We start from the raw sequence: 707 nt of genomic DNA on the forward strand, positions 1-707 counted from the left end.
CCCGAGGGTCCGCGAACTCCCTTGCCCCGGTCCCGGCGCGATGAACGGGGAAGCCCGATGCCCCCACGCCCGCCTCGCTCCAGAACCCCTTCGGCGCTTCTCTCTTCACGCTTGTATTGTGGTGAACCCCGATGCAGGTTTGCATGGGTCAACACCCTACTGATGCGGTAGGGCAATCCATCGAGGGCGCCGAGCTCCGGCGGCATCATCTKGACCGCCCATTGAGACTGAACGGGGGCGTGTTCGGGGACAGGTTGCCAACGCCGGCGCGCCGGGCTGGCGTGTCGGCCGGCGCGGTCGGGTTTTGCGTAGTCGGAAGATCCAGGCTGGCGCGGCTTCGGCGCCCCGGRGGCAGGTAATAGAATTGCCACTCGGTGTAGGTTTTCGCATTGGCGAAATCCGTGTAGAGCCTGGGGAAGTTCGCGTGCTTGATGGCCGGTGCCGTGGAACGGCTATAGACACCGTAGATGCGGTCGCCGTCGTGGAGGAACAGCCAGTCGTTCTTGCCAGTGACCGGGTCCGGATACGCTCGCCGCAGATGGTGTAGCGGCACCGGGAAGCGCTTGTCTTCCAGCAGATCGTCGACCGATGCCGGCAGCGTCCGGCCCGCCTGATAGTAGCGCTGGATGGCCAGCCGGTACTGGTTGCCGACGAACAGCAACTCCTCTTCCTGCAGCCGCTGCCGCTGCAACGACCAGACATCGAGC

General features: G+C 65.1%; 1 protein-coding gene. It reads right to left on the minus strand.

From position 1 onward, the window contains the following. Positions 1 to 205: 205 nt before the first annotated feature. The coding region (locus AC1DS3_RS39255) for a type II secretion system protein (protein ID WP_477129448.1) at positions 206 to 707 on the minus strand (502 nt) is incomplete at its 5' end.

The sequence above is a fragment of the Cupriavidus sp. 01L46 genome, from assembly GCF_056399905.1.